General features: G+C 54.2%; 25 protein-coding genes, 1 tRNA gene and 1 riboswitch. Of the genes, 12 read left to right on the top strand and 14 right to left on the bottom strand.

The features are described from left to right. Positions 1-27 precede the first annotated feature (27 nt). The 6 genes from ACHUEV_RS00720 to ACHUEV_RS00745 form a co-directional block, all read right to left on the bottom strand. Positions 28-588 carry a DUF4167 domain-containing protein gene (locus ACHUEV_RS00720; RefSeq protein ID WP_394177164.1) on the bottom strand — a complete coding sequence of 187 codons (561 nt, stop codon included), beginning with the start codon at positions 586-588 and terminating at the stop codon, positions 28-30. A gap of 223 nt (positions 589-811) precedes the next feature. Continuing rightward, positions 812-1,633, bottom strand: a complete 822-nt coding sequence (gene prmC, locus ACHUEV_RS00725) for a peptide chain release factor N(5)-glutamine methyltransferase (RefSeq protein ID WP_394177165.1) — start codon at positions 1,631-1,633, stop codon at positions 812-814. Continuing rightward, entirely contained in the window at positions 1,630-2,685 is a 1,056-nt protein-coding gene (gene prfA, locus ACHUEV_RS00730; RefSeq protein WP_394177166.1) for a peptide chain release factor 1, read from the bottom strand. Before prfA ends, prmC begins: the two co-directional genes overlap by 4 nt. An 18-nt stretch (positions 2,686-2,703) precedes the next feature. Further along, positions 2,704-3,141, bottom strand: coding sequence for a DUF1499 domain-containing protein (locus tag ACHUEV_RS00735; protein WP_394177167.1), 438 nt, complete (start codon positions 3,139-3,141; stop codon positions 2,704-2,706). A 15-nt stretch (positions 3,142-3,156) separates the two neighbouring features. Next, entirely contained in the window at positions 3,157-4,140 is a 984-nt protein-coding gene (gene speB / locus ACHUEV_RS00740; protein ID WP_394177168.1) for an agmatinase, read from the bottom strand. Positions 4,141-4,169: 29 nt separating this feature from the next. Next, positions 4,170-5,327, bottom strand: coding sequence for a M20 aminoacylase family protein (locus ACHUEV_RS00745; protein ID WP_394177169.1), 1,158 nt, complete (start codon positions 5,325-5,327; stop codon positions 4,170-4,172). A gap of 185 nt (positions 5,328-5,512) precedes the next feature. On the opposite strand from ACHUEV_RS00745, the gene mazG reads away from it, so the two are divergent. The 3 genes from mazG (at position 5,513) to ACHUEV_RS00760 (ending at position 8,358) form a co-directional block, all read left to right on the top strand. Then, positions 5,513-6,334, top strand: coding sequence for a nucleoside triphosphate pyrophosphohydrolase (mazG, locus tag ACHUEV_RS00750; RefSeq protein WP_394177170.1), 822 nt, complete (start codon positions 5,513-5,515; stop codon positions 6,332-6,334). 67 nt (positions 6,335-6,401) lie between these two features. Beyond that, a complete protein-coding gene (locus tag ACHUEV_RS00755) occupies positions 6,402-7,406 on the top strand; it encodes a Fe(3+) ABC transporter substrate-binding protein (RefSeq protein ID WP_106354022.1) in 1,005 nt (334 codons plus the stop codon). Positions 7,407-7,632: 226 nt separating this feature from the next. Beyond that, positions 7,633-8,358: a sterol desaturase family protein gene (locus ACHUEV_RS00760; RefSeq protein ID WP_394177171.1), complete on the top strand. Its 726-nt coding sequence runs from the start codon at positions 7,633-7,635 to the stop codon at positions 8,356-8,358. 10 nt (positions 8,359-8,368) lie between these two features. Here ACHUEV_RS00760 and ACHUEV_RS00765 read toward each other — a convergent pair whose 3' ends face one another. After that, positions 8,369-10,177 (bottom strand): ABC-F family ATP-binding cassette domain-containing protein, encoded by a 1,809-nt coding sequence (locus ACHUEV_RS00765; RefSeq protein ID WP_394177172.1) that lies wholly within the window; start codon positions 10,175-10,177, stop codon positions 8,369-8,371. A gap of 30 nt (positions 10,178-10,207) precedes the next feature. Further along, positions 10,208-10,921, bottom strand: coding sequence for a GNAT family N-acyltransferase (locus tag ACHUEV_RS00770; protein ID WP_394177173.1), 714 nt, complete (start codon positions 10,919-10,921; stop codon positions 10,208-10,210). 73 nt (positions 10,922-10,994) lie between these two features. On the opposite strand from ACHUEV_RS00770, the gene msrB reads away from it, so the two are divergent. Beyond that, positions 10,995-11,387 (top strand): peptide-methionine (R)-S-oxide reductase MsrB, encoded by a 393-nt coding sequence (msrB, locus tag ACHUEV_RS00775; RefSeq protein ID WP_394177174.1) that lies wholly within the window; start codon positions 10,995-10,997, stop codon positions 11,385-11,387. 15 nt (positions 11,388-11,402) lie between these two features. On the opposite strand, the gene ACHUEV_RS00780 is transcribed toward msrB, so the two are convergent. From ACHUEV_RS00780 to ACHUEV_RS00790, 3 genes are all read right to left on the bottom strand, one after another. Beyond that, positions 11,403-12,275 carry a hypothetical protein gene (locus ACHUEV_RS00780; protein WP_394177175.1) on the bottom strand — a complete coding sequence of 291 codons (873 nt, stop codon included), beginning with the start codon at positions 12,273-12,275 and terminating at the stop codon, positions 11,403-11,405. A gap of 62 nt (positions 12,276-12,337) precedes the next feature. Continuing rightward, positions 12,338-13,201: a DMT family transporter gene (locus ACHUEV_RS00785; RefSeq protein WP_394177176.1), complete on the bottom strand. Its 864-nt coding sequence runs from the start codon at positions 13,199-13,201 to the stop codon at positions 12,338-12,340. A gap of 75 nt (positions 13,202-13,276) precedes the next feature. Beyond that, positions 13,277-13,420: riboswitch (FMN riboswitch) on the bottom strand. Between the two features lie 71 nt (positions 13,421-13,491). Then, the gene (locus ACHUEV_RS00790) at positions 13,492-13,965 is read right to left on the bottom strand and encodes an outer membrane protein assembly factor BamE (protein ID WP_394177177.1); all 474 of its coding nucleotides are present in this window, start codon (positions 13,963-13,965) and stop codon (positions 13,492-13,494) included. An 81-nt stretch (positions 13,966-14,046) separates the two neighbouring features. Between ACHUEV_RS00790 and ACHUEV_RS00795 the strand changes: the two genes are divergently transcribed. The 8 genes from ACHUEV_RS00795 (at position 14,047) to ACHUEV_RS00830 (ending at position 19,348) form a co-directional block, all read left to right on the top strand. Next, entirely contained in the window at positions 14,047-14,592 is a 546-nt protein-coding gene (locus ACHUEV_RS00795) for a YceD family protein (RefSeq protein ID WP_394177178.1), read from the top strand. A gap of 161 nt (positions 14,593-14,753) precedes the next feature. Further along, complete coding sequence (gene rpmF / locus ACHUEV_RS00800; RefSeq protein ID WP_090198591.1) at positions 14,754-14,960, top strand: 50S ribosomal protein L32; 207 nt, start codon at positions 14,754-14,756, stop codon at positions 14,958-14,960. 22 nt (positions 14,961-14,982) lie between these two features. Further along, positions 14,983-16,104 carry a phosphate acyltransferase PlsX gene (gene plsX, locus ACHUEV_RS00805; protein ID WP_394177179.1) on the top strand — a complete coding sequence of 374 codons (1,122 nt, stop codon included), beginning with the start codon at positions 14,983-14,985 and terminating at the stop codon, positions 16,102-16,104. Between the two features lie 6 nt (positions 16,105-16,110). Then, positions 16,111-17,082 (top strand): beta-ketoacyl-ACP synthase III, encoded by a 972-nt coding sequence (locus tag ACHUEV_RS00810; protein ID WP_394177180.1) that lies wholly within the window; start codon positions 16,111-16,113, stop codon positions 17,080-17,082. Positions 17,083-17,178: 96 nt separating this feature from the next. Beyond that, positions 17,179-17,481 (top strand): integration host factor subunit alpha, encoded by a 303-nt coding sequence (gene ihfA / locus ACHUEV_RS00815; protein WP_106353995.1) that lies wholly within the window; start codon positions 17,179-17,181, stop codon positions 17,479-17,481. 4 nt (positions 17,482-17,485) lie between these two features. Continuing rightward, positions 17,486-18,064 carry a MerR family transcriptional regulator gene (locus ACHUEV_RS00820; RefSeq protein ID WP_394177181.1) on the top strand — a complete coding sequence of 193 codons (579 nt, stop codon included), beginning with the start codon at positions 17,486-17,488 and terminating at the stop codon, positions 18,062-18,064. A 59-nt stretch (positions 18,065-18,123) separates the two neighbouring features. Further along, a tRNA-Pro gene (locus ACHUEV_RS00825) sits at positions 18,124-18,200 on the top strand. A gap of 62 nt (positions 18,201-18,262) precedes the next feature. Next, positions 18,263-19,348, top strand: coding sequence for a 2'-deoxycytidine 5'-triphosphate deaminase (locus ACHUEV_RS00830; RefSeq protein ID WP_394177182.1), 1,086 nt, complete (start codon positions 18,263-18,265; stop codon positions 19,346-19,348). On the opposite strand, the gene ACHUEV_RS00835 is transcribed toward ACHUEV_RS00830, so the two are convergent. From ACHUEV_RS00835 to ACHUEV_RS00845, 3 genes are read right to left on the bottom strand one after another with little or no spacing between them, the layout of a single operon-like run. After that, positions 19,338-19,538: a hypothetical protein gene (locus ACHUEV_RS00835; RefSeq protein WP_394177183.1), complete on the bottom strand. Its 201-nt coding sequence runs from the start codon at positions 19,536-19,538 to the stop codon at positions 19,338-19,340. The genes ACHUEV_RS00830 and ACHUEV_RS00835 overlap by 11 nt on opposite strands. Positions 19,539-19,584: 46 nt before the next feature. Continuing rightward, positions 19,585-20,226 (bottom strand): SMC-Scp complex subunit ScpB, encoded by a 642-nt coding sequence (scpB, locus tag ACHUEV_RS00840; RefSeq protein ID WP_394177184.1) that lies wholly within the window; start codon positions 20,224-20,226, stop codon positions 19,585-19,587. Continuing rightward, positions 20,219-21,016: a segregation and condensation protein A gene (locus ACHUEV_RS00845; RefSeq protein ID WP_106353983.1), complete on the bottom strand. Its 798-nt coding sequence runs from the start codon at positions 21,014-21,016 to the stop codon at positions 20,219-20,221. Before ACHUEV_RS00845 ends, scpB begins: the two co-directional genes overlap by 8 nt. Between the last annotated feature and the right edge of the window lie 6 nt (positions 21,017-21,022).

Here is a 21,022-nt window from a genome sequence, read left to right on the forward strand (position 1 = left end):
GCCCCCCGAAATCGGAGGGCTTTTTAATTATTCGGCGGCCTCTGGCGCGCTATCACCATTTGGCGTCTCGGTCGGTGTTTCGACCTTGGGCTTGCGCGGTGCGCGCGGTTTGCGGGCACGTGGTTTTGGCTTTTCTTCTGGCGTTTCGACCAACCCGTTATCTTGGCTGTCGTCATCGTCCATTACCGGCTGATCAAATCCACTAGTTTGTGGCTGTTCCGCCTTTGCAGGATCATTTGATGCCGCTTCTTGGGCTTTCACCCGCTCTTGGCGTTCACGATCACGTTCAGCTTGACGTTCGCGGTTCTGGGCTTCTTGCTCCTCACGGCGCTGATCAACTTCGCGCTGCGCTTCGGCAAGCATACGTGTGTAGTGCTCTGCGTGTTGCGCAAAGTTTTCCGCGTTTACACGGTCACCTGACAACTGCGCGTCACGATGCAATTGGTTGTATTTCTCGATGATCTGTTGCGGGGTGCCGCGCACCTTGCCATCAGGACCAGAGCTGTCAAAAACTCGGTTAATGATGTTCCCGCCCGAGGGCCGGTTATTACGGTTCTTGTTCCGTGACCGTGACTTCGATGATCTCATTGATTTGCTTTCAAGCCCTTGGCTGTCGTTGCGCTAGACCTATGTCGCGCCTTTTGCGCGTTTCAATTTTTTGGCCTTGCGATGTTTTGGCGACTGATCGGGGGGAGATCCAAACTGGCCCTCTTACCGTCCGATGCATTTGAATAAACATGTGGGGGGCATCAAGACAAGTATAAATTATCGATCACGCGCAATTTTACGCCATAATACTGGTTTTCTATCGTTACTTGGGCATTTCACTGGCCACAACCCGGTCGCGGCCGTCAAGATCCGGCACGACGCGAATGTTGACTAGCCCCGCATCTGACATCAGCTTTGACACGGCCGCTGCTTGGGTTGGACCGATTTCAACGATCAAACGCCCGCCCGGCGTCAAATACGCTGGCGCATCGCGGCAAATGATCCGATAGGCGGTCAGCCCGTCTGCCTCGTCAGTCAGCGCCATACGAGGTTCGTGCAGGCGTACTTCGGGCTGCAAGTCATCCATTTCGTCAAGCGCGATATAGGGCGGATTACTAACGATCAGATCAAATTGCCCTGTGATTTCATCAAACCAATCGGACTGAATGAATGACGCACGTGTTTCCAACTCCAGATTTACACAATTTTTCTGAGCGACGGAGAGAGCCTCGACGGACACATCGGCACCGATGCCTTTTGCGCCCGGACGTGCCACGATAAGTGATAGCAAAATACATCCCGAACCTGTCCCAAGGTCGAGCACATTGCTGAACTGATCTTCCAACGCCGTAACAATAAGAGTTTCGGTATCTGGTCGTGGATCAAGAACATCGGCACTCACCAAAAACCGGTGTGCGTAAAAATCGCGATACCCAACCAGATGCGATAATGGCTCGCGCGCGACCCGGCGACGAACAAGGTCGATGTATTTTACAGCTGTTGTTCCGTCTGTCAGTTCGTCGTAGTCAATGTAACGCTTTGGGAACGCGGCTTGCCACAGCAGCCGTGCCTCGCGGCGCGGATTTAGAATGCCCGCCTCGCTCAGCATGGTTGCAGCCTCGGCCGTTAGCTGTTCGGGTGTCATGCGCCCATTTCCGCTAGCAGAGTCGCCTGCGCGTCGGCTTGTAGCGCAGAAATAGTCTCGTCTAGATCGCCCTGCATGATTTGGCCAAGTGAGTAGAGCGTCAGGTTGATCCGGTGATCCGTCATGCGACCCTGTGGGAAGTTATAGGTACGGATGCGTTCAGATCGGTCACCCGACCCAACTTGCGCCTTACGATCTGCAGACCGTTCACCTTCAACGCGCTGGCGTTCCAGATCAAACAGCCGCGTCTTTAGCACCTGCATCGCGATTTCTCGGTTCCGGTGCTGGGACTTCTCGGCACTTACGACAATGATACCTGTCGGGATGTGAAGGATACGTACCGCAGAATCAGTTGTGTTCACGTGCTGACCACCAGACCCAGACGCGCGCATCGTATCAATCCGAAGATCACCGGGATTGATTTGAACATCGACATCCTCGGCCTCGGGTAAAACCGCGACCGTCGCAGCAGAGGTATGGATACGCCCCCCACTTTCGGTTTCTGGGACACGCTGCACGCGGTGCACGCCGCTTTCATATTTGAGCTTTGCGAACACACCGTCGCCAGCGACACGTGCGACAACTTCTTTGATGCCGCCAAGTTCGGTCTCGGACATTTCAAGGATTTCAAACTTCCATCCCTGACCTTCAGAGTAGCGTTGGTACATGCGCAGCAGGTCGCCCGCGAATAGCGACGCCTCATCCCCGCCAGTACCTGGGCGGATTTCGATAAGCGCAGGACGCGCATCAGCTGCGTCTTTGGGAAGCAACGCCAGCTGAACATCATGTTCTGATGCCTCAAGCGCAGCCTTAAGGTCGGGCAACTCAGCCTCGGCCAGTTCCTTCATCTCAGGGTCGGACAACATCGCCTCGGCGTCGGCGATTTGTGCAACCAGATCTTTGTAAGCGGTGACAGTTTCGACCACGGGGCGCAATTCAGCGTATTCACGCCCAAGAGCTGCAATTTCGTTTCCCGCAGCGCCATCGGCCATCTTGGCCTCTAGGAACTGAAAGCGGTCAATGATCTGTTCAATTTTATCGGATGCTATCATGGGAACCCGATTGGCCGATCAGAGCGGCTCGGTCAAGGGGGCAAGCGTTTCTAGCCACCCAACAATGCGTGCTTTGTTCACACCCATGTCGGCTTTGCCAAAACGTAGGTGGCCAGAAATCACCAATGTATCGCCCTGCACAGCGACATTTGTATAATCAGGAAAGCCCATCACCAGCGACCGTGTCTCAAACGTCAGCAATCCTTCCTCAACGCTGCCAGCGATCAAACGTGTACGCGGTGTGGCCAGCGCGCGTTGTTCGGCAGCGCGCAGGGCTTCTTCTGCAGGCGCTATCAATTTCCGTTCCGCGCGGAAACCTCCCGAGCTTTGATAATCACCCGGCTCAGAAAATGTCGGCATCTTGTGCCAGTCTTGGCTACGCGTCGGCGCAAAACGCACGTAAAGCATCAGACCAGCAACGACGACCAGAACGAAAGTCATTATACGTATCAGCATGTTAGACCTAACACCTTATCTATTATCAGAAGAGACTTCGCGTTTATTCCATAGGGCAAGGCAGCATAACTCTGTCGCAACATGCGCCCCTGCAACTGCTGTCGCACCGGTCGTGTCATAAGGTGGTGACACTTCGACAACATCGCCGCCAACCATATTAATGCCCGCCAAATCACGCAGTATTGCTGCCGCCTGCCAGCTAGCAAGTCCGCCCCAAACCGGCGTTCCTGTTCCCGGCGCAAATGCAGGGTCAAGCGCGTCGATATCAAAGGTAATGTAGGCTGGATGGGCTCCCACGATGTCTTTGACCCGCGCAGCAACCTTTGCTGCCCCCTGTTCATGGCAGGTCCGGGCATCGATGTATTGCATCCCTAGATAATCTTCGCATTCGGTGCGAATGCCGATCTGCACAGATCGTTCTACATCGACCAAACCCAGTTTTACTGCCTTATACATGAATGTACCGTGGTCGATCCGGTTCATATCATCATCGGCCCAAAGGTCAGAATGCGCATCAAACTGGATCACCGAAAGCGGACCGTATTTCGCAGCATATGCCCGCAAGATTGGCAATGTCATGAAATGATCACCGCCAAGCGCGACTGTCCCCGGCCCCGCATGCAAAATGTGGGCGAAATGCGCCGCTATTAGTGCTGGCACCTCTGCAACGTTGGCATAGTCAAACGGCATGTCGCCGTAATCTACGATAGAAAACTCGGACAGCGGATCAAAGCCATTCCAGCCATAAGGCCGATCAAATGGTTGAAGGCATGACGCCTCGCGGATCGCTCGCGGCCCAAACCGGGTTCCAGGGCGGTGCGTCACCGCCTGATCAAATGGAATACCGGTGACCGCTAGGTCAACGCCATCCAGATCTTTGGTATAGCTACGTCGCAGGAACGAAACGGCACCACCAAATGCGTTTTCATATGCCAGACCTTTGCGATCAGCACGTGTAAAGGCCAGATCCGCTTGCCCTTTTGCATCCTCTAATGCCATCACTCACTCCTCTTGCGGCACTGCGTCGGTCAACTAATTGGCAAAGCCCGCTCAACCAGTCGTGCGAAATATGACGCACCAACGGGCGCGACGCTATCATCAAAATCATAGTTCGGGTGATGCAGCCCTGCAGTATCGCCATTGCCAATGAACAAATAGGCACCGGGGCGCTTTTCCAACATATAGGCAAAGTCTTCGGCACCCATTTCGCGGCCACCGTCATCGACCACGTCAGCGGAAATCTCACGCGCGACTTCAACGGCAAATGCCGTCTTGTCGGGATCGTTGAGGGTGGCGGGATATCCAACCTCGTAACGTAGATCTGCCTTAACTCCGTATGCGGCCGCCTGACCGGCAACGATTTCTTCTAGGCGTTTCATCACCATCGCCTGCACGTCGCGGTTAAAGGTGCGTACCGTGCCGCTAACTAAGGCTGTTTCAGGGATCACGTTGTCAGCGGACCCAGCGTGAAACTGCGTCACCGAAATAACGAGGTCATCCTGAGCAAAGTGATTCCTGCTTACGATTGTTTGCACCGCATTATAAATCGCGACACCTGCAACGATTGGGTCAATTGTTTCATGGGGTTGGGCAGCATGACCGCCCTTCCCGGCAATCCGCACCCGAAATTCGTCCACCGCGGCCAAGATAGGTCCGGGTGTCGTGTAAAAGGCACCCACGGGCGTACCCGGCGCATTATGCAGCGCGTAAACTTGGTCAATATCAAAACGGTCCATAATCCCTTCGCGCACCATTACGTCCGCGCCACCACCGTCTTCTTCGGCGGGCTGAAAAATAAGCGCAACGCGTCCGGCAAAATTGCGAGTCTCGGCCAGATATTTGGCCGCCCCCAAAAGCATCGTCGTGTGACCATCATGACCGCAGGCATGCATCTTCCCCTTCACAGTCGATGCATGGTCGAGCCCAGTCAATTCGTCCATCGGCAAGGCATCCATGTCCGCGCGCAACGCAATCGTCGGCCCCTGCCCGTTGCCATTGATAATCGCGACGACCCCGGACTGTGCGATCCCTTCGTGAATTTCATCAACACCAAACTCACGCAGGCGTTCAACCACGAACGCAGCCGTCTCATGGCAGTCAAACGCAAGCTCTGGATGGGCATGCAAATGACGACGCCAACCCTGCATATCGTCGGTAAAGTCAGCGATACGATTGATAACAGGCATGCGATGTTTCCTTTGGCTAAAGCTAATCGCAACAGCGCTGAAACGTAAAAGGAAGTCAATCTGAATTACTCAACATTTTGATCCGTCAGCCACTTCCAATTAGACCATTCTTAACAATACGCGCTGCGCCTCTTGGCGCGGCGTTGGCGTTTAGTTAGCCTTCGCGCAATTAACGCGAGGCGCACATGACTGACGACACCCTAATTCACGATCCAAACGGCGGCCTTCCGCGATTGCTTGAAATCATGCGTCGCTTGCGTGATCCAGAAACGGGGTGTCCCTGGGATATTGAACAAGACTTCGACAGTATCGCCCCCTACACGATCGAAGAATCTTATGAAGTCGCGGATGCTATCGCGCGCAAGGATTGGCCTGACCTCGAAGGCGAGTTGGGCGACCTGTTGCTTCAGACAGTTTACCATACCCAAATGGGGTCCGAGGCAGGATTGTTCACCTTTGACAGCGTCGTAAAATCGGTCGCTGACAAAATGGTATCACGCCATCCGCATGTATTTGGCGACGAATCGCGTGATAAATCTGCTGAACAGCAAACTGCAGACTGGGAAAAGATCAAAGCCGCCGAACGCGCGGACAAGAAGCAAGGGCGCACGCTGGACGGGGTCGCCGCCGGGCTACCGGCGCTGACACGGGCAATGAAACTACAAAAACGAGCAGCAAGGGTTGGGTTCGACTGGCCCGACACCACCCAAGTGATCGACAAAATCAAAGAGGAAGCCGCCGAACTGGTCGAGGCGCGCGACACGCTTACGCAGACTGAGGTCGAAGAAGAATATGGCGACCTTTTGTTCGTCGTTGCTAACCTTGGGCGGCACCTTGGCGTTGATCCAGAGGCCGCTTTGCGTGGTACGAACGCAAAATTCACCAGAAGATTTGAAGCCATCGAAGACGCGCTCTCGGCCAAAGGAAAATCACCATCTGAAAGTGACTTAGCTGAAATGGATGCGTTGTGGGATGCCGCAAAATTGAGCGAGTTGAAGCCTAATTAGGCAAAAATGCGTTGACCCAAGTAAAATAGTCAGATTTATAGGCGCCGATTAAACATGGAGCCTCTTTATGACCCTACGTACTTGTCTACTTGCAAGCGCATGCGCCGCAGTTGCAGCCCCCGCCATTGCAGATGTGAACATCTACACAACACGCCAACCAGAGCTGATCCAACCGGTTATGGACGCGTTCACAGAATCCACAGGAATCGCCGTAAACTTGGCATTCGTTGATGGCGGTATCGTTGAGCGCCTGAAGGCCGAGGGCGATCGTTCACCAGCTGATTTGGTGATGACAGTGGATATCGCCAACTTGCAGCAAATCGTTGATGGTGGCGTAATTCAGCCCGTCGAAAGCGACGTTTTGACAGCAGCAGTACCAGCGTCACTACGCGCTGAAGACAACAGCTGGTTTGGTCTGACCAAACGTGCACGGATCGTTTATGCATCACGTGAACGCGTTGCTGACGGCGAAGTCACAACTTACGAAGATCTGGCGTCCGACAAATGGGAAGGCCGCATCTGCACACGTTCCGGCGTTCACAACTACAACCTTGCTCTGACCTCTGCTGTTGTGGCGCACCACGGCGAAGAAGGTGCAGCTGAATGGGCCGCTGGCGTTCGTGAAAACCTTGCACGCAAACCAGAAGGCAACGACCGCGCACAGGTCAAAGCGATCTGGGCTGGCGAATGCGACATTAGCCTTGGTAACACATACTACATGGGCAAAATGCTGCAGGACGCAGAGCAAACCGAATGGGCAAACTCTGTCCGTATCGTGTTCCCAACATTTGAGAACGGCGGCACACACGTAAACATCTCTGGTGTTGCGATGACCAAAGCGGCACCAAACCGGGAAGAAGCCCTGCAACTAATGGAATACCTCGTATCTCCAGAAGCTCAGAGCATCTACGCAGAGCTGAACTACGAATACCCAGTGCTTGAAAGCGCAGAGCTGTCTGAGCTGGTTTCTGGTTGGGGCGAGTTCACTGCCGACGACGTAAAACTAGAAGAACTGGCTTCGCACCGCCCTGTTTCCTTGCGGATCATGGAAGAAGTCAACTTCGACGGCTAAGCCGAACGAAAAAGAACTGGGTGGGGCATTCGTCCCATCCAACACAAGATAGACCACTTCGTTTATTACCCCTACGACGTTTGATGTCCGATGCGGCACTGGCGCCGGAGGGCATAAAGTATAGTGCAGCTCGCATTCTTAGCTTCATCTTACGGTGCCGCTACGTTTGATTTGATTTTTTTTCAAACCGTCCGATCCAATTCCAAGTAGGGGATCGGAGGCAAGAATGACACGGCTTAAATTGATGTTCTCTCACACTGGCGTGTTGGCGATGGCGTTTGCTGCGATTGTCGGCGTCGGCTTATTGATTGCACAAGCTCCATCGTGGGTCTGGCTTTTTATCCCATTGGGGTTGGTCGCGCAGATGCTGAATGAATACAATCTGCATAGGTTTGTCTTTCACCTGCCGCCGCCAAACAGACAGTGGGCCTTCAACCTGCTTTATCGGGCACATTATGGCCATCATGATTTCCCAACCAACCATGGTCTATTTTTTGTTCCTATTTGGGTGGCTTGGCCCGTGCTCGCCTTTAACTTTTGTCTGGTTTGGGCAGTCGCTGCTCTGCTGGGTTTGCCTGCGGCCTTTGATATCGCTGTCGCTATTGTTCTGGTTGGCGGGGTCTTAATGTTCATGGTGTATGAATGGTTTCACATGACCTCGCATTTGAACATTCCGAAAACCAAAGTAGAGCGCTATGTCACGACACTCCACAATCAGCATCATTTTCGTGATTTCTCAAAATGGTTTCACGTCTCCCCCGGCGGTGAAGTAATCGATCGCGCCATGGGTACTGCGATTGATCGGGACGCGCTCAAGAAACAACAGCGGATCGAATTCATCCGCACATTAGGCTTGCGTCCAGACGACCCCCGCCTTGTAAGAGCACGCATCAAATTTGCAGCCAAATACGGATTGTCGCAAGACGAGATCGCACGCGCAGCCACTACTTAGAAGCAGGCAGCTAGCCAGCCGCCTTCTCTTCTAGTGTCAGCCATTCCTCTTCTGCATCTGACAGTGCCGTTTGCCGCGCGACGAGCGCGTCAGTGGCCTTCTGGAACTTTACCGGTTGCTTGGTGAATAGCTCTGGATCAGCCAGCAGCTCTTCGAGCTTGCCAATTTCTGCTGTCAGTTGATCAATCACGTTCGGTAGTTCTTCAAGACGGTGTTTTTCTGTGAATGACAGTCCAGACGCGGCCTTCTTCTCGGCCTGCTTTTCTTTCTTCGCTAACGGCTTTGAGGCTTCTTTTGCTTCGGTAAAATCACCGCCCCGCTGGTCACGATAGTCGGTCCAGCCGCCAGCGTAGACGACCGCCTGCCCGTTCCCTTCCATCGCGATGGTCGTTGTTGCGACCCGGTCAAGGAAATCACGGTCGTGGCTCACTAACAGAACAGTGCCGTCATAATCGCCCAAGATATCCTGCAACAGATCCAGCGTTTCAATATCGAGATCGTTAGTCGGTTCATCCAAGATCAACAGGTTGCTTTCACGCGCCATCAGTCGTGCAAGCAGCAAACGCGCCTTTTCACCACCTGACAGCGCGCGCACTGGCGCACGTGCCTGTGCTTCGTCGAACAAGAATTCTTTTAGGTAACCGACAACATGTTTTGGCTGGCCGCGTACCATGATCTGGTCGGACTTACCGCTGACCCCAAGTTCAGGATCATTTGCAAGGTTTTCCCATAGTGTCATCTCAGGGTTCAGTGCGGCACGCGTTTGATCAAAGACCGCGATATCTAGGTTCGTGCCAAGCTTAACAGTGCCTTCGTAAGGTTCAACTTGACCCAATAACATCTTGATAAGTGTCGTTTTTCCGACGCCATTCGGACCAACAAATGCAATGCGATCACCGCGCTGCACGGTTAGATCAAAGCCCTTAACAATCTGTTTTCCGTCAAAGGATTTGGTCAGCCCTACGGCCTCCACCACCTTTTTGCCGGAGGTGCTGCCACCATCAAAGGCCATCGCGGCAGTGCCTTGGCGTTTGATCTGCCCTGCCCGCTGCGCCCGCAATTCCTGTAAGGCCCTAACGCGGCCTTGGTTGCGTTTGCGGCGTGCGGAAATGCCTTCGACAGCCCAACGGGCCTCGGCTTTGATCTTGCGGTTCAGTTTGTGGCGCTGCTGGTCTTCTTCTTCCCAGATTTTATCGCGCCACGCTTCGAAATTCTCGAAACCTTCTTCGGCGCGACGTACCTGCCCGCGATCAATCCAAAGCGTCGCCCGCGTCAGCGCACGCAAAAACGCCCTATCGTGGCTGATCAACACAAATGCAGCGCGTGTCGATTTCAATTCTTGTTCGAGCCAGGCAATCGCTTCGATATCCAAGTGGTTTGTCGGCTCGTCCAAAAGCATCAGTTCAGGCGCTTCGGCCATTAGTTTTGCAAGTGCGGCGCGGCGGCGTTCCCCCCCTGATGCAGTCGCAACCTTGCCAGCAGGATCGAATTTCAGCCCCTCAGCCACCATGTCGACCTTGTAGGCCTCGTCTGGGTCCAGCCCGCTGGCAGCGTATTCACCCAGCGTCTCGAACCCTTCCATGGTCGGGTCCTGCTCCATATAGCCGACCTGTACGCCGGGCGATGCGACACGAGTGCCGCTGTCGACCTCGACCAAACCGGCCATGACCTTCATCAAGGTGGATTTACCCGAACCGTTGCGCCCAACAAGGGCCACACGGTCACCGGGTTGAACCACCAACGACAGGTCTTCGAATACAGGATCGCCGCCGAATGTCAGCGCGATGTCGGAAATTTGGAGTAAGGGTGCTCTAGCCATATTGCCTGCTACGGCGCGGCGTGGGCGTCGTCAACTGGCAACCGCACGCAGACGCGCTACGCGGGCGGCAGACATGGCATTTACCTCTAAGCAAGTGAACACATGAAGCGTATTCATATCGTGATCAATCACCACGTGATCGCCGACCCAACCGCCAAGCGACAGATATGATTTCAATAGTGCTGGCATCGGGGCAATCCCACTGGCTGCGATATTTGCAAATGGGACGGCGTTTGGATCGCTTAGGACCGGGCGCAAAGCGGCCGGCCCCTGGTGGTTACGCGCAAGCCGGTGGAACACTGCGCCATATCGGCTTGGGTCCGTTCCTTCAAAACTTGTGCAACCAAAAAGCATTGTGATTCCATGCGAATCCACAACGCGCGTTAGCGCCCCCCAAAGCATCCGCAGCAAATCAGCATCTAAATCGCCCGGCACGGTGCAGAAACGGCCGATCTCAAGAAATGGTCCCGGGACATCCCTCCATCGCCGCAGGTCATAGTGTCTTGCAACATAGCCTTGGTTCAGATCATGCCCTGTACGCGACACACGAAACCGCAGCGTCCCACGCAGCTGCCCACCCTCGTCAAGGATCATCAAATGCTGGAACAAGGGGTCCAGCGGCGCCACATCGACCCCCGCACGTCCGAAAAAACTCTGGTGCCGTAATCTTTGGCAAGCGCGCAGGTCTTCATCCCCAGCAGCAAGCCGAGCCCTTAAACGCCCCTTTTCGAACGGAAATGTCATCATTGACCACCTTGGCGAACCTCTCGCATCAGCTTAGGTTAGAAGGTGAGAATGCAAAAGGATTATGAACCCGATGGACAAAATTGTGAAATCCGACGCCGAATGGCGCGCAGAGCTCTCTGATCTTGCCTATAAGGTGACACGCAAACATGGGACCGAACGGTCTGGCACGCATGACAATTTCCCCAAAGACCCAGGCACCTTCAACTGCGTCTGCTGTGGTGCCCCCCTATTTGATCAATCCGCCAAATTCGAAAGCGGCACAGGGTGGCCATCCTTTTACCAACCCATCAGCCCAGAGGCCGTCGGCGAAAGCGTCGACCGCAAGTTTTTCATGAAACGCACCGAAGTCCACTGCGCTCGCTGCGAAGCACACCTCGGCCACGTCTTCCCCGACGGCCCACAGCCCACAGGCCTACGGTATTGCATGAACGGGGTTGCGATGACGTTTGAGGCGGATGGGTAATCAAAGGGCGATTATTTAACTTCGGCCACACGACAAAACATTCGCTGTTCGTGCTACACGGTTGGGGAGCGATGGTGCGTCACATTCGCTGCCAAGGCAAATTTTGTCTTCACCCACAGGGACAAATGCCAAGATGGCATCGGTGAAAACTCGTCTGCCTTCACGCTGAACTGTGGGAACAGGCAAGCACCGCAATCGCAAATGTAACAGCGACGTCTCTGCAATAAACAAGTGTGCATCCCAAGGATCAGCGCGCGCGATCATGCTATAGAGAGGCATTCCGTAAGATAAAGTGCGCCCTTGAGGGGTATAGGAAATGCTGGCCTGCATGTTGTTAGACAACATAGCATCTCTATCCTCTACGACGACTAAACCTTCGTACTTAAAGCTCTGTCCACCGAACATATATTCGGCTTCCCAGCTACCATCTAATACTTGAAAGTTTTCGATGGAAAGGCACGTCGTTACCTGAGCACTTACTTTCAGTTGAGGCGTTGCACCGCCGAACAGTTCTTCAATGCGCCCGAGCTCTCGGCCAGAAGAACCACCGTCGCATGGAACACGAATTTGGATGCGCTCCATCCCACGCCGTTCATAGCGATAACAAACCCTAGGTACGGTCGTCGGTGCTGATATTACTTGATTATTAGCCACCAACGCATCAGCTGTTCCAGCTGGAAATACGACATTATCAGCATCCAACTTCAGACGATAGGCGGTCTCGCCAGCGTTGCTACATTCAGGATGGTCTCCAATTATCTCAAACGGAGCAAAAAAAGCATTCTGGGGTATAGAATCGATAGTTCCATCAGCGTCTTGGGCATGCAGTATCGTTCCAAATGCTAGGCTACAGCCAATCGCCACAGCATACGAAAGGTAGTTCTTCATAATTATTTTGTCCTTATAACAACGCCACTAATATAGGTAAGCATCACTGACATTTCAAGATTTCAGCCCGCCTCATCACGCATCACCCACGCGCTGGCCCCGATAATTACGCCAGCTCCGATCCACATCATTCCCGGTGGTTCGAATCCAAAAAATACGATCCCCAGCGCTACGTTGAGTGGCAGTTTCAGGTGATCAAACGGCTGTAGGTACGCAGCATCAGCCACCATATAAGCGCGCGCCAGCAGGTATTGCGCCCCTGCGACGAGCAATCCCGCGAGCGCGACGAGCCATAGCGCCTCGGATGTGACTGTGAAACCGCTACCCATTGCGGCAAGCCCATTCACAGGCACCAGCAATACCAGCAACGCGAGCGTGAGCGTTCCGGCGTTCTCGGTCTTGGTTAGCTCTTTGGTAACAAGCGATGACCCCGCCCAGAATGCCGCAGCAGCTACGGGCATGAGTGCGGCCCACTGAAACGCATCCCTCCATGGCGCGAGGATGATTGCCCCACCAACGGCCCCAACCAACACAGCGATAACACGCGACAACGATAAGTGTTCTTTCAAGAACAACCCTGCCCCGAGTGTGACAAACAATGGCGAGGTCAGGATCAGCGCCACCGCCTGCCAAATTGGCACAACCGCCAGTCCGGCGACCCAGAACTGCACTCCGATCGCGGCCAAGACCACTCTAAGAAGATGCATCAATGGCCGATCACTGCGCCATGATGCGGTCAACACTATTGGCAGCACAGCGATACTGGCCAGCGCATATTGCCAAAATGCAATTGTTGCAGAGGGAACGCCATAGACCATCCCTGCCCCTTGCACCGCAGTATTGGAACCCGCGAATAGCGCCCCCGCGATGACAAAATATAGCGGGCCAACAATGGCACCGCGGTTCATGGTTTTTATCTGGATCATCGCGTCGGTCCTTTCGTTTTGCGATTGACCCAAGGCAAAACAGGACAGATCGGGCGCGAAAACGCACCCGATTTGCTCCATTCTCTTTCATCCGGACTATGACCGTCGGCTCAGGCATCGCACCTGATCTGCTGACCAAGGGGAAACCCCTTGCGCTCGCGGGCTCGCCCATATGGACATACCGCCGGTGGGGAATTTCGCCCCGCCCTGAGAACGTGCCGCCCAAAACAGGACGACCCCTGCGAGATAGGCAGAGGTCGTTTAAAGATCAAGAGAATGATTTTAAGGGATTATTCGTCACCCAAGAAGGCACCTGCATCAACCCGTCCAAGTGCACCAAGCAGCTGACCAAGGACAGTCACATCGTTGATGCCATCTTCAGTCACACGGCGGTCAAGCGCGACAACCTTGCCATCCTGTAAAGTGTAGCGCGCGACGTCCCGCGTCACGTTATTGGCGTCAAAGCGGATCGCGACAATTTGGCGGTCCACTTCCTCTGGTGCAAAAGCCCCATAGTGAACGAACTGACTGGATGCATAATACACAGCGTTGTTGGCAAGTGCGCCTTCGGACATCGGCGGACCAAAACGGGAAATGACTTCGTCTTTGGTCGTCTGACCAATCATCACCTCTGTCAGGTCTTCGTTGGTTGGCGCATAGCCATGGAATTTATCGATTTTAGTGCAGGCAGATACGCCAGCCAAAAACAGTGCGACCCCTGCGACTCGTGCAGCGATATAGAGTTTACCAGTAGTCCTGCTCATGACAGCCCTCTTGCTTTGGCGTCTTATGCCTTTTATCCCCACTATATCACACCCCGCCACTGTTCAAGAATGGAAGCTGCTTTGGCCCAATTGCCTACATCACACCTGCGTTTGGCAGACCTGACCACCCGCCGCGCAACGCAGTTTGACCTAAATCCGACTGCTGATGAACGCAAAGCCGTTGCCGATGCGCTGGGAATCATTGCGATCAAGAAACTACGCTTTGAAGGTGAACTGACCCCTCTGGGTAAGTCCGACTGGTCCCTGACTGCAAAAATCGGCGCGACTGTGGTACAAGAGTGCGTCGTCACATTGGACCCGGTCAGCACCCGCATCGATGAAGAAGTGACGCGTCGCTATATGGCTGACCTGCCGGACATTGATGCCGCCGAGGTGGAAATGCCCGAAGATGATACCATCGACCCACTGCCCGAGTCGGTTGATGTGGCGCAGGTCATGATTGAGGCCCTGTCGCTTGCGCTGCCAGCCTATCCGCGCAGTAAAGATGCCGATTTGGACCAAACTGTATTTACAGAGCCCGGCACAAAACCAATGACTGACGAAGATGCAAAGCCCTTTGCCGGTTTAGGGGCGCTAAAAGAAGCCCTTGAAAACAAGGACAAATAATCGTCTAAGCTGCCACTAGGAAAAAAGGTTGCGCTAATACGAAATCGCAGTATGTTCGCGACCTCTTTTATATCTCTCTCGACAGGGCTGCCAGTTTGGCGTAGGACCCGGCGAGAATGCACTAAAACAGGGCCATGGGCCCACAATCATAGGGTTGAGACATGGCTGTCCAGCAGAATAAAGTATCCAAATCCCGCCGCAACAACCGGCGTGCGCACGACTCATTGGTCGCTGCGAATCCAAACGAATGTGACAACTGTGGTGAGCTGAAGCGCCCACACCACGTGTGCCCATCTTGCGGCCACTATGCGACACGCGAAGTGATCGCAGACACAACAGAAATCGACCTGGACGAAGACGCAGCATAAGCTGCGTCGAAGGCACATTGATATGACACAGAGCCTGACGGACTCCGCTCCTGTGACGGCTGCTGACGCATCGCATGTGCTGTCGGTTGACGCCATGGGTGGCGACAAAGGGCCTGCAACAGTAGTTGCTGGCCTTTCCAAATTTCTAAGCAAGAACGCTAATGCGCGCGCAATGCTGCATGGGCCGCTCGAAACGCTCGAACCACTCGTTCAAAAACACAAGATCGCTGACCGGGTGACTATCTGCCCTGCCGAAGATGCTGTGAATATGACCGACAAACCAAGCCAAGCACTGCGTCACGGCAAAGCAACGTCGATGTGGTCAGCTATTGAGGCCGTTCGTGACCGTAAGGCTGCTGTTTGCGTAAGCTGTGGGAACACAGGCGCGTTGATGGCAATGTCTATGCTGCGCCTTCGCAAGGCCGAGGGTGTTAACCGCCCCGCTATCGCCTGCCTTTGGCCGTCACGTAATCCCGCCGGCTTTAATGTGATGTTGGATGCTGGCGCTGATATTCGCGCTGACCAAGACGATTTGCTGACTTACGCGCTCATGGGGGCATCTTATGCGCGCAATGGTCTTCAAATTGCACGCCCGCGCGTTGGGTTGCTTAACGTCGGCACCGAAGAACACAAAGGTCGCGCTGAGCTAAAAGTCGCGCATGAGATCATCGGCGAAGCCGCCGAAGCTGGTGAATATGACTACGTTGGTTTCATCGAAGGCGGAGACCTGCCATCCGACAAGGTCGACGTTATCGTGACCGATGGGTTCACCGGAAACGTTGCTCTGAAAACAGGCGAAGGTACCGCGACGCTGATTTCTGAATTGCTCCGCGAAAGCCTTATGAAAACGCCTTTGTCCATAATAGGCGCGTTATTTGCACGTGGATCGCTAAAGCGATTGCGTAAACGCATTGACCCCCGCCGGGTCAATGGCGGTGTGTTTTTGGGCCTGAACCAGACAGTGATTAAAAGCCACGGATCTGCCGATGCGACGGGTGTCGCAGCTGCACTTCACCTTGCTTATCAACTGGCGCAAAGCGGCTTCTCTGATAAGCTGGCTGCTCGGGTTGCATCTGCCGCATCACTTGCGCAAGATACCCCCCAAGAAGCTGGTTCAGACAAACCAGGCACCAAGACAGGCTGAACATCTATGACACGTCGCGCAGTCGTTAAGGGAATCGGGCATTACCTACCGGAACGCATCGTCCCCAACGCAGAATTCGAAAAGACGCTTGATACATCTGACGAGTGGATCAAAACCCGCTCTGGTATTGAGCGCCGTCACTTTGCTGCTCCAGGTCAAACGACATCCGAAATGGCCACTGCAGCTGCGAATGCGGCGCTTGAAATGGCCCAAATGGAAGCCGAGGATTTGGACGCAATTATCGTTGCGACTTCGACCGCCGACATGACGTTCCCGTCCGCGGCGACAATGGTGCAAAGCGCAATTGGTAATACCACTGGGTTTGCCTTTGATGTGCAGGCCGTTTGCGCAGGCTTTATCTATGCGCTGAGCAACGCAAATGCCCTGATTACTTCAGGCCAAGCCAACCGCGTTATGGTGATCGGTGCCGAAACCTTTAGCCGGATCATGGATTGGACCGATCGTTCAACATGTGTGCTGTTTGGTGACGGTGCAGGTGCGTTAATCGTTGAGGCTGAAGAAGGCAAAGGAACCACTGATGACCGTGGCATCCTATCTGTCGATCTAAACTCAGACGGGCGCTACAAAGATCTTCTTTACGTCGATGGTGGTGTCGCGACACAAAACACTGGTGTCGTGCGCATGGAAGGACCAGAGCTTTTTCGCCACGCAGTCGAAAAGCTGGCTCAAACAGCTGACACAGCATTAGAAAAAGTTGGGCTAACAGCTGATGATGTCGATTGGGTTGTCCCCCATCAGGCGAATATTCGTATCATCCAGTCGACTGCCAAAAAGCTAGGCGTCGGCATGGACCGAGTCGTTGTGACGGTTCAGGATCATGGCAACACCTCTGCTGCATCGATTCCTTTGGCGCTGTCCGTTGGGGTCAAAAATGGCCAAATCAAACCCGGAGACCTTGTCGTAACCGAAGCAATCGGTGGCGGATTGGCTTGGGGATCGGTCGTATTGCGCTGGTAAGCCGCAAATTAAGGGTTAATACCCTTTGCCAAGCCCTTGTTATTGACTCTGAAAATGACGCGCGCTTATGCTGATTGAATATTTAGGGGGAGTGTAATGGTAGATAAGACTTTGACACGTATGGATTTGGCAGATGCTGTCCATTCGCAAGTGGGCCTGTCCCGCAATGATAGCGCCGATCTGGTCGAAAGCGTCCTGACGCATGTTTCAGATTCGCTGGTGTCCGGTGAAACGGTGAAGATTTCTTCTTTCGGAACGTTTTCCGTTCGCGAGAAAGCCGCGCGCGTCGGTCGTAACCCTAAAACAGGTGAGGAAGTTCCAATTCATCCCCGCCGTGTTCTAACCTTCCGTCCATCGCATCTTATGAAGGATCGCGTTGCAGCAGGAAACAAGTCCTAAAGCTATGGCCAAAGCCAAAGACGCCTTCCGTACGATCAGCGAAGTCGCTGAATGGCTTGATACCCCAACCCATGTGTTGCGATTCTGGGAGAGTAAATTCTCCCAGATCAAACCCGTGAAAGGTGCCGGTAGCCGACGTTACTATCGCCCAAGCGATATGGAACTGCTTGGTGGTATCAAACAGCTACTGCACGAAGATGGGATGACCATTAAGGGCGCGCAAAAACTGCTGCGCGAACAAGGCGTGAAGCACGTTGCGACGCTGGGCAAAAGCCTTGTACAGGAAGCCGTCGTTGGACCAGTAGAAGCCACACCAGCACCTACACAACAGATTGAAGAACCTGCATTCGTCGAGGTCGAAGCCGCACCACAGCAAGATGCCCTGCCCTTTGAAGATGCAGCACCTGAACAACCCGCATTCGACATCGACATTCCAGCACTGCCTGCGGATTTCCCTTCTGTCCCGGCGCGTCTGGTCGGAATGCAATTTGCTGATCCCGCAACGCTTCAGGCCCGCGCCGAACAGATTGTGCCGCTTCTGGCGCGTCTTGAACAGCTGCGCGACCAGATGCACAAACAGTAGTCATGTCGTCGCTTTTCGGGCTTGCCCCCACAAACATATCGGGTATGAAAGCGCCTAGTCGGGCTATAGCGCAGCCTGGTAGCGCGTCCGTCTGGGGGACGGAAGGTCGCAGGTTCGAGTCCTGCTAGCCCGACCAATCATAACCGCCCGCTCGCGTTTTGGCGCAGCGGGCGTTTTGCTATCCTAACGGGGGCCACGATGAAAACACCCGGCGTTCTTGCTGATCACCAAATTCGTTCGCTAATCGCGGAGGGCCATATTGGTGCAACCGCCCCAATTACAGATGCGCAAATCCAACCTGCATCACTCGATCTTCGGCTCGGCAGCACCGCTTACCGCGTGCGTGCATCTTTTCTTGCTGGGCGTTCACGCAAGGTAAAAGATCGGCTCGCTGATTTTAAAATGCACGAGATCGACCTAACGGGCGGTGCCGTTCTGGAAAAAGGCTGCGTTTATGTCGTCCCCTTGATGGAAAGCCTGTCCCTGCCCCAGGGTATGACTGCTGCAGCCAGTGCGAAATCATCCATTGGTCGTCTGGATTTGCTCACACGGATCATTACAGATCATGGCGTCGAATTTGATCGCGTCCCCGAAGGCTATGACGGTCCACTTTACGTCGAAATCTGTCCGCGTTCATTTTCAGTGGTGGCGCAGCCCGGTCAAATGTTGAACCAAATTATCTTTCGGCAAGGCAAAACGCTGATGTCCGATGATGATCTGCGTCGGCTTCATGCCCAGTCTCCGATCGTATCAGATGAGCCTGTGATCTCTGATGGTTTGGGTTTCTCTGTCGATTTACGCCCCGAGCACGGAAACCTTGTTGGCTATCGCGCGAAGCCCCACACGGGTGTGGTCGATCTGTCAAAGCTTGATCACTATGATCCTGCTGATTTCTGGGAACCCGTGCACACGGATGATGGATGGATCATCCTAGATCCGGGCGCATTCTATATCCTTGTCAGCCGCGAATCGATTGTCATTCCGCCAATGCAAGCGGCTGAAATGGCACCCTATCTGGCCATGGTTGGCGAATTTCGTGTCCACTACGCCGGATTCTTTGATCCGGGGTTTGGTTATGCGGACGCAGGCGGTGCCGGTTCACGCGGCGTGCTAGAGGTCCGCTGTCACGAAGCCCCGTTCGTGCTTGAACACGGTCAGGTCGTTGGCCGCTTGGTCTATGAACATATGGCAGCGATGCCGGACGCCCTATATGGGCGCGAGATCAAATCAAACTATCAAGGCCAAGGTCTAAAGCTGTCTAAGCACTTTAAATCTAACGCATAAAGCGTCGCATGATACGCATACCTCTGCGCGCTTTTTGCATAGTCTGATTTGCAGATTGCGCGGATTGGCGTTCTTCGCCACTCATGTCTTCGTGACGCTTGCCACGATTGGCAGCCATGTTGATCCCTTTATTTATGCCTTTATTCATCAGCATACGGACGCCCATATTGATCAAACGTTCGATGTTCATTTCAGCACCCCTTTCGGTGATCGCGCCTTAATATAAACGAAGTTGATCATTCTTCAAACAGCTCTGTTTGATCCTCGTCCCGTTCTTCGTCCTCTGCCTCGGTGAGTTGGGTTGTACCCGGCGGCGGACGGTTTTCGAGCAGACCAGCGGCACGTAGGTCTTTGAGGCCCGGCAGGTCACGAGCCGTTTCAAGGCCAAAGTGATCTAGGAATGTCGGGGTCACAACAAAGGTGACTGGTCGCCCCGGCGTCATACGACGGCGCCCAAACCGAATCCATTCCATCTCGATCAACTGATCAATCGTACCCCTGCTGACACCGACACCGCGAATTTCTTCGATCTCGGCACGGGTGACGGGCTGGTGATAGGCAACGATCGCCAGTGTTTCGATGGCAGCACGCGATAGTTTGCGCGTCTCAACCGTTTCCTTTTGCATTAGGAACCCAAGGTCCGGCGCGGTCCGAATTGCCCAAGCATTGTCGATCTTCACTAGATTGACACCGCGGCCTTCGTATCGTTTGCGCAGATGCGCAATCGCCTCTGCCGGATCACAGCCGTGTGGCATCCGCCCGATCAATTCCTGCACAGTCACAGGGTCAGCCGTCGCAAACATGATCGCCTCTACCATACGTTCTTGTTCGCCCATTGGCGGCGCCTCAAACAGGCTGTCGTTCTCGGGCTTACTCATCACGTGGGGCCTTTTTACGAATTTGAATTGGGGCAAAGGTATCGCCTTGCCGAATTTCGATCTTACCCTCTTTGGCAAGCTCAAGGCTGGCGGCAAATGTTGCTGCGGTCGTGGACCGGCGCCGCTGGGGATCAGCATCCCAGCCATCTGGCAAGTAGCTAGATATTTCGGTCCAATCACCCGCAAAGCCAATGAGATGGCGCATACGTTCCAACGCTTGTTCCATCGTCATAACGTGCTGACGATCCATCACAAACGGCCGGAAATCATCGCGTGTCCGGATACGCGCGTAGCCCTGCATCAGATCCAACAACGTCGCGGTATAGCTCACGCGCCGCACGCGTTGGACGTCTTCTGTAATCCCGCGCGCAAAGAAATCGCGACCCAGCTGGTCGCGCGCCATTAGCTTGGCCGCGGATTCCCGCATGGCCTGCAATCGCTCGAGCTGGAACGCGAGGTGCGCAGCAAGCTCTTCACCTGACGGCCCCTCTTCTTTGGGGTCAGGCGGCAACAGCAGGCGCGATTTTAGAAACGCAAGCCAAGCCGCCATCACCAGATAATCGGCAGCTAATTCCAACCGCAACTGCTTAGCCTTTTCAACAAAGGCCAAATACTGTCGCGCCAGTGCAAGAATGGAAATCTGTCTTAGGTCGACCTTTTGGGTGCGTGACAGCGTCAGCAGCAAATCAAGCGGGCCTTCAAACGCGCCAACGTCAACGATCAACGCCTCAGCGGCGACCCGTTCGCTAACGCTCAGCTTATCGTCTTGAAGGTCTAAATCTTGCTGCATCTCTAC

Source organism: Yoonia maritima (assembly GCF_043641945.1).
GTDB lineage: Bacteria > Pseudomonadota > Alphaproteobacteria > Rhodobacterales > Rhodobacteraceae > Yoonia > Yoonia maritima_B.